The 301-nt window shown below is 38.2% G+C and carries 1 protein-coding gene; it reads left to right on the top strand.

Annotated features, from left to right (window positions below):
- Positions 1 to 301: hypothetical protein (locus JEM65_RS21390; protein WP_199603763.1), on the top strand; the 301-nt coding region annotated here is incomplete at both ends.

The following is a 301-nucleotide window of genomic DNA, read 5'->3' on the forward strand; positions in this document are numbered from 1 at the left end:
TTAAGCTGAATATCAATGCTGAATCCTACAATCCTCTTGCAGCAGGTTTCTATGAAATGAAAGTTAATGTGCAAGCGAACGAATGGATTGATCTAGATGAGCCGATTAGCGTAACTGTACTTGTATCTGATAAGCCTCTGCCTACAGATATCAAATTGAGCAATTCTATTCTGTATAGAAATGTCCAAGGCGGTAATCTAATTGGTGATCTAATTACTATCGATCCAGCGGATGACCAGCATATCTATTCTATTGCAGAGCATTCTGATTTTGAACTTGTAGGTAAGTCACTTGTCTGGAA

This window comes from Gelidibacter salicanalis (assembly GCF_016469035.1).
GTDB classification, from domain to species: domain Bacteria; phylum Bacteroidota; class Bacteroidia; order Flavobacteriales; family Flavobacteriaceae; genus Gelidibacter; species Gelidibacter salicanalis_A.